Origin of the sequence: uncultured Desulfovibrio sp. (genome assembly GCF_944327235.1) — a bacterium.
Taxonomy (GTDB): Bacteria; Desulfobacterota; Desulfovibrionia; order Desulfovibrionales; family Desulfovibrionaceae; genus Desulfovibrio.
The window spans coordinates 1-7,002 of record NZ_CALVHE010000112.1; the positions used below are offsets into that span (position 1 = coordinate 1).

Annotated in this window: 5 protein-coding genes; all 5 read right to left on the bottom strand. The window is 63.6% G+C overall.

The window, feature by feature from the left end:
* Window positions 1-73 precede the first annotated feature (73 nt).
* The 5 genes from Q0K00_RS10920 to Q0K00_RS10940 all read right to left on the bottom strand — a co-directional run bounded on the left by Q0K00_RS10920 (window position 74) and on the right by Q0K00_RS10940 (window position 6,526).
* Complete coding sequence (locus Q0K00_RS10920) at window positions 74-1,720, bottom strand: hypothetical protein (RefSeq protein WP_297229458.1); 1,647 nt, start codon at window positions 1,718-1,720, stop codon at window positions 74-76.
* Between the two features lie 188 nt (window positions 1,721-1,908).
* Window positions 1,909-3,225, bottom strand: coding sequence for a hypothetical protein (locus tag Q0K00_RS10925; RefSeq protein ID WP_297229460.1), 1,317 nt, complete (start codon window positions 3,223-3,225; stop codon window positions 1,909-1,911).
* Window positions 3,226-3,437: 212 nt separating this feature from the next.
* Window positions 3,438-3,731 (bottom strand): hypothetical protein, encoded by a 294-nt coding sequence (locus Q0K00_RS10930; protein ID WP_297229462.1) that lies wholly within the window; start codon window positions 3,729-3,731, stop codon window positions 3,438-3,440.
* Between the two features lie 51 nt (window positions 3,732-3,782).
* Entirely contained in the window at window positions 3,783-4,352 is a 570-nt protein-coding gene (locus Q0K00_RS10935; protein ID WP_297229464.1) for a hypothetical protein, read from the bottom strand.
* Window positions 4,353-4,516: 164 nt separating this feature from the next.
* On the bottom strand, window positions 4,517-6,526 hold the full coding sequence (locus Q0K00_RS10940; RefSeq protein ID WP_297229466.1) for a hypothetical protein: 2,010 nt from the start codon (window positions 6,524-6,526) through the stop codon (window positions 4,517-4,519).
* Between the last annotated feature and the right edge of the window lie 476 nt (window positions 6,527-7,002).

The window sequence follows — 7,002 nt, forward strand, 5'->3', positions numbered from 1 at the left end:
ATGTGCCGCCATATAGTCTCTCCTCATTGTAAGTGAAGAGATTATAACATACTATTTAATTTGACGACACCACCTAGCGTTTGTCCGGTCGGGCGAGCGAGCGGCGCGACGCGTCCTTCTGGGCGGCGGCGCGGTCCTGCGGCTTTGCGCGCGGCGTATCCTTGTCTGTCTTCGCGGGCCTGTCCGGCCCCGCTGACGGCCGCGGGCGTGCCTGCCCGGCAACGCTCGTTCCCTTGCCCGGACAGGGCGAACCGGGAGGCAGCGTGGCGCACAGCGTGTTCAGTTTCCGGCCGGCCTCGTCATACAGCCCGGCAAGCAGGTTCTCCTGGATTCTCTCCCTCTCCTCCGCTATCCTGTTCAATCGCTGGTAAAGGACTTCCCCGTTTTCCTTGCAGGCGGCCACTCGCGGCCCGATGCGCTTTCCGCCCTCCCGTGTCAGCTTCGCCACTTCGTCGATGGAAAGTCGCTTGTCCTCCTGCCCCACATGCTGCCAGAGGGTGAAAAGGATCAAGCTGATGGCGCCCTTGTCGCCGGTCTCATCCGGGTATTGTCCGTTCTCGTAGCCTGAGCCGAGCTTTATGCAGGCAGGGAAGTAGCCGGCTTCCATACTCTTGCGCAGCCAGTATTCCGCGCGCGCCGTGTCGAAATCCTTCCAGTCATAGCGATTGCCCAGCGTGTCGGCGTACAGGCCGTCGCCCGCCTCGGCCAGACGCCAGCACCAGTAAAAGGCTTCGGGCTCCAGATCCCCGGGAGGGCCGTCCGTGGGGATGGGCTCCTTAAAGTCATCCGGGAGGTCGAAGGGCACGTCGTGGCCGATGAAGGCCAGCAGGTGCGCGCCGATCATGCTGCCCTTATGGCCGGTGAAGCCGCCGCGCCGGAAGTTCCTCACGGCCTGCCGCCAGGCGGTCAGGGCCACGCGTTCGTGGGTCTTGTGGAAATGGGCATACAGTAAGAGGCCGCTCAAGCCGAGCAGGTAGCAGCCTTCACCCTCGCCAAGCAGAGAAAAGAGCTGCGTTTCCCAGAAGTCCGCCGTTCCGGGGGGCAATCCGTCCGGGCAGACACGGCAGGCGGCAGCCATGATGGCCACGGCATGGACGCTCCCCTGCTGGCAGGCGTAGGTATGCCAGCGGGAGCAGGCATCGGCGATCTTGTCCGGTGTTATCAGCCAGCCCACGGAAAGGCTGAGCTCCAGTTTCTTGTGAGGCAGCAACAGTTCCCTCACCTTTCTGACGCATTCGTTCGTCCAGTCTTTCGGCAGGACCCCCGTGGAACGCGCCAGTTCTTCCGTGGCGCGCACCATTTCGTCGGCCTGCTGGATCAATGCTTTGATCTTGCACTGTATCTGGAACGCCTCCCACGCCTCGTGGGCGTTCTTGATGGGATCGTACGGAGCGTCGGAATCCTCGGCTTCTTCCTGGGCCGCCTGGGTGATGCGCTTGAGCTCTGAGGAAATATAGTCGTTGTTCGGGCGCGCGAAGCAGGGCAGCTTGACCTCCCTCTCCCAGAGGGTGGTGGAGAAGACGGGAGACGATGGCTTTTGGGCATAGCGGTAGAAGACAAAGGCAACGATGGGGGTCGCTACCAGAAGCGGCCAGTAGGAAGACAGCTGGGAGTGGGATCCTGTGGCACCCGTCGATGCCGCCGCCAGGTGGGGCAAAAGCAGGAAGGAAGCGGCCCCGGGCAGGATCCGGGACAGGACAGCGGTCAGGCGGGCAGACATGCGGGTCTCTCCTTGAGCATTTTCCGTATGGGGCGCATTGCGTTCCACATCATACGGTCGGTCGTTTCACGGAAAAACGCGGTTTTAGCCGGGCGGCGCGGTACCGCCGCCTCGCGTCTTGCCTTTTGCAAAGGCAAGATGCTCTGATGCAGTGAAGGCGGGCGCGGAGGTTTCGCGGCCCCCCGGTCTCAGTGTTTGTCTGGGCGGGCGAAGGAACGGCGCGGCCCGTCTTCCCGCGAGGAGGCGGGAGGGGAGTTCCGCAGCCTGTTCCGCCGCAGGCGTCCGCTTGTCTTTGTCCGCGTGGCCGCCTCGGTGAGCTGCGCGCGCATATCCTCGGCGGCAAGGAAACGCTGTCTGGCCTGAATGTTCACGTAGATCTCGTCCAGCCTGGCGTCGGACTGAGCAGCGATCTCGTCGCGCTCCCGCTGTCTGGCCGCATTCCGTTTTTGCGCCGCCGTGCGGAAGTGCCGGGCAAGGGCTTCGCCGTCGGCCTTGCAGGCGGCAATCTGCGGCCCGATGCGTTCCCCGCCTTCCCTTTCCAGTTGAGCCATGTCCTCGTCGGAAAGTTTCCCGGCCTTGCGCGACAGAAGGGTGGCGACAAGCAGACAAACGGCGCCGTTTCTGCCCGTCTCGTCCGAGAATTCCCCGTCCCGGTAGAGCTGGAAAAGCTCCTTGCCCGCAAGGGAATTGCCGCCTTTCAGGGCCGCATGATACCAGTATTCCGCGCGCACCCTGTCGACGGGCCTGCTCCGGCGGTAGGCCCGGGCCAGGGCCAGGGCGTGTCCGCTGTCGCCCGCTTCGGCCAGACGCAGACACCAGTAGAAGGACTCGGTCTCCCGTCGGTCGTCGGGGTCAAGCGTGGGGAGGGGAGCCTGAATGTCCTCCGGGAGGGAAAAGGGCACGTCGTGCCCGATGACGGCCAGCAGGCGGGCGCCTTCCATGCAGTCCACATGCCCGGCGGAGCCGCCGCGCCGGAAATGCTCCACCGCCTGACGCCAGGCGTTCAGGGCCACATCCTCGTGGGTCTGATGGAATTGGATATAGAGCAGGAGATTGCACAGGCCGATCTGGTAGCAGCCTTCCCCCTCGCCCCGCAGAAAAAAGGTCTGTGCTTGCCAGAAGTCCGCCTCGCCGTCGGGCAGTTCCTGCGACAGGAGGCGGCACACGGCGGCCGTGATGGGGATGCTCAGGCTCGGTATCTGCCGGCGGATACGGTGGCAGGCGTCCATGGCATGAGTCGGATCGCACAGTTCGCCCAGGGACACGGCAAACGCAAGATCCGGGCGGGTCTGCAGCAAGGCTTCCAGTTGTTCACGGTATACTTCCTCCCAGCTTGGGGGAGGCGTCGCAGCGGCTCCCGGCCGAACCCCCTGTGTGTTCTCCCTGCTCTCCGGGCCGTCGTCCCGCACGAAAAGGGCGTCATGGGGCGGCTGGGCGAAAGGGGGCAGTTTGACCGTGTCCTTGCTGAAGGTAGGATTTTCCGTAGAGATCCTGTGTCTTTTCAAGGCGCAAACCAGCCCCCCGAGGAGCGAAAGACCTCCTGCGATGATGATGAAAAGATAGAGGGCGGCTTCCGCGTCCGATGACGGCGGCCTCGAAGGGCTGGTCGTAGGCATAAAAACCAGGGCAGAGAGCGGGAAAAACGGTATACGGGCGGTCATGACGGTCTCGTTCGTCAAGGTGATGGCGCAGGTTCCTTTTCCGGCGGGGGCGTTTTTCAGCATTTGTCGGGCCGGATCCAGCGTTCGCTGGCCGCGAGGGCATGGACGCCGTCCACGGGCGCGCCCAGCGCAAAGGCGGGTTCGAGATCCTGGCGCTTGTCCAGCAGGGACGCAAGCTGCTCGCGGAGGGTTTTGTCCTCATCCCCCGTGCGGGCGAAGGCGGGGAGTTCGCTCCTGTTCCAGTCGACGGGCGTGTTCACCGCCTTCTTCTTGGGCTCTTTCCATTTCTTGAGGCAGAAGCAGCCGAAAAGGGCGATGCACAGGATGGCGACAAAACCGGCGGCTGACATATGACGTGACCTCTCGGGTGGAAAAGGGGCAGGGGCATCCTCACCGTCGCCTCAGAAGGGCAGACGCAGCAGGCGGATGCTTTCCGGCTGGATGATGAGCAGCCGTTCCTTGCTGACCTGTGTGGCGTCGGTGACGAACGTCCCCCGACGGATGTTGAGGATGGCCTCGGCCTCGTGGCTGCAGTCGAAGAGGTGCAGGACGTTTTCATCCATCCTGTCGATGACCGTCCAATGTCGGTTGACGGCCGGACCGTCGGCGGTGAGGTGGCGCAGGAAGCGCATGACGACGGCTCGTTTGCGGTCCGCATCCAGCCACTTCCGGCAGACCTCCCAGACGGCATCCGGGCCGGGTCTGTCCCGCTCGCTGAAGGGGATCTCCACCCCCAGCGGAAAGGCTCGCTGCTGGGCACGCAACATGCCGTCCACCAGCTCGATGTAATTGGTATCCTGATCCAGAACGGCGCGCAGGGCCTCGGGCCGGGCCGCCAGCGCCATGAGCGTGTCGTTGAGGATCTCCCGCGCCTTGAGCGTACGTATGCCGTGCGTCAGGCGCAGGGCGTTCAAAACGGCATAGATGGCGCAGAAAGTATCCAGTTTTCCCTGATAGAACGGTTTGAGCATACAGCCTCCCGCTCTTTTATGCCCGCATGGCGTCGGCGGGTCAATGCGTCAGGGCGCCCGGTCTGACAGGGAGGATGCTGTCCGCTGCAAAGCTGTTTTTCCGTACGGCCTCGCTGTCGGAAAAAAGCGACCCTGCGGCATGAGGATACGGCCACATCCTTTTTTCACCGCTTGTCCGGCCGAGCGAACGAGCGGCACGGCTTGTCGTCGCGTGTGGGACGACGAGTCTCCGGCCTGCCGCGCAAGGTCTCCGCACGGAGGGCGGGAGCTGTGCCCCTTGTTCCCGCTTGCCTTTGCCGTTCCCGTCCGGCATCGGCCGCTCCGCACAACGCGGGGAGTTTTTTCGCGGCCTGCGCAAGACAGTGCAAGGATCGTTCTCTGGCGGTATCGAGTCTGCTCCGGCGCTTTTCCATGGCGGAATCGTAAAGGGCTGTGCCTTCCTCTTCGCAGGCGGCAAGCAGCCGCCGCATCCTGTCGTCGGACGCCATTCGCGCTGCCTCCTCCACTTTTTCGGTGTGGTGAGATAAGAATATCAGGCAGATCGCGGCTTTTTTTCCGGTGCCGTCCGGGAAGCTGCCGTTGCGGTAGTTTTCATACAGCGTGTGGGCGGCCCGATACTCGCCGGTTTCCATCGCCCGGCGCAACCAGTATTCGGCTCGCGCCATATCGAGCGTCGCGCGTTGGAGATGATGCGTGCCGAGGAGGAACGCGGCAAAGCCGTCACCCGTCTCGGCCAGACGATAACACCAGTATATGCTTTCCGGATACGAAGTTTCGGCGGACAGCGCTTCCGGCAGTTCGGTCGGGGGCGTGAAGGGCACATCGTGGCCGATGCGGGCCAGCAGGAGGGCGGCTTCCATGCCGTCTTCATGGCCTGCGGCGGCGCTGTGCCGAAAATGCGCGACCGCTTGTCGCCAGGCCGTCAGCGCCGTGTTCCTGGACTGTAAGAGGAAGGGATCGTACAGGCGGAGATAGCTCAGGCCGAGGAGAAAATGCCCCTCGCCCTCGTCCAGCAGGCCGAGAAAGTCCTCTTGCCGGAAGGCCGCCTCGTCGCCGGGAAAATCCTTCGGGCGGAGGCGGCAGAGGGCGGCTGCCAGGGCTGCCGCGTAGAGGTTTTTTCTCCGGCAGGCGAGGTCGCTCCAGCGTTTTCCGGCCTCCTTCACATCTCCGAGAGACGTCGTGCGATCCGTAAAGAGTGCCTCGAACGACGTGGCGCGGCGTAACAGGCCTCCCAGCATGAACGCAAGCTCAAGCTCCCCGCGTTTCCGCAGCAGATCGGCAAGTCCCGCGCGAAGACTCTGGTCCTCATCATCTGTGCGGGCGAAATCTGGCAGTTCCACAAGCGTATGGACGGTCTGCGGCTCGCCGGTTTCCATCGCCCGGCGCAACCAGTGCTCGGCTCGCGCCATATCGAACGTTTCGCGCTGGAGATAATGCGTGCCGAGGTGAAACGCGGCAAAGCCGTCGCCCGCCTCGGCCAGACGATAACACCAGTATGTGGTTTCCAAAGACGGATCGTCGGCGGACAACGCTTCCGGCAGCTCGGCCGGGGGGGTGAAGGGCATATCGTGGCCGATGCGGGCCAGCAGGAAGGCGGCTCTCAGGCCTTCCGCATGACCTGCGGCGGCGCTGCGCCGGAAATGCCCGATCGCTTGCCGCCAGGCCGCCAGCGCCGTGTTCCTGGCCTGGAAGAGAAAGGGTTCGTACAGGCGGAGATGGCTCAGGCCGAGGAGGAAATGCCTCTCGCCCTCATCCTGCCGATCGAGGATATCTTTTTTCCGAAAGTCCGTCTTACCGGCGGGGATCTCCTTCGGGCGGAGGCGGCAGAGGGCGGCTGCCAAAGCCGCGGCGTAGACGTTTTTTTCCCGGTCGGCGAGGCTGTGCCAGAGCTCGTGGACTTCCCCTATATCGTCAAAGCGTATGCCGAGGGGGAACAGCCCCCCCAGCCTGAAAACACGCTCAAGCTCTCCACGCGTCCGCAGCAGCGCGGCAAGTTCTTCGCGAAGACGTAGGTCTTTATCATCTGTGCGGGCGAAATCAGGCAGTTCCAAGGGGGGCTTGTCGCGGTCTGCCGGGCACTCACCGTGATCGTTCGGCAGAGGGATACCGGCTGTGCAGTAGGCGATGAGGAAGAAGCAGGCCACGAAAAGGTACAGGATGCCGAGAATCACCATAAGTGTTCCTTACTGTGGGAGCCGTGGAATGGCTGGTCGACAGAGGGCAGGCGAAGTAGGCGGTCTGCGCACAGTCTCCCGCTCTTGTGTGCCCGCATGGCGGCGGAGCAATGCGTCAGGGCGTCCGGTCTGGAAGGGGGCCGGCGCGGCAGCCCTCTGCGCCGGAACCCTGCAACCGCTCTTACCGCTTGTCCGGTCGGGCGAACGAGCGGCGTGGCTCGGCCTTGCGCGCGGCCTTGCCGTTCAACGGACCGGCGCTATCGCGCGCCGGTGCGGCGGGACGAGGCTTCCTGGTGTCCTGCGGCGTCGTCTCACACGGAGCGGAAGCGGCGTTCCCGGCCCCCGTGGAAAGCAATTCCCGTTGTCTTTCCTCGGCTTTCCGACACAAGGCGGGGAGTTTTTCCCTAGGGTCAGGACTCATTAAAGGTAAAAAATGACAATGGCAGCAATATGGATTGCCGAAAGGAATGTATGGG

Bases quoted from the DNA above. Each gene is read 5' to 3' on its own strand.
- Q0K00_RS10920 (WP_297229458.1), bottom strand. From the start codon at position 1,720: ATGTCTGCCCGCCTGACCGCTGTCCTGTCCCGGATCCTGCCCGGGGCC.
- Q0K00_RS10930 (WP_297229462.1), bottom strand. From the start codon at position 3,731: ATGTCAGCCGCCGGTTTTGTCGCCATCCTGTGCATCGCCCTTTTCGGC.
- Q0K00_RS10935 (WP_297229464.1), bottom strand. From the start codon at position 4,352: ATGCTCAAACCGTTCTATCAGGGAAAACTGGATACTTTCTGCGCCATC.
- Q0K00_RS10940 (WP_297229466.1), bottom strand. From the start codon at position 6,526: ATGGTGATTCTCGGCATCCTGTACCTTTTCGTGGCCTGCTTCTTCCTC.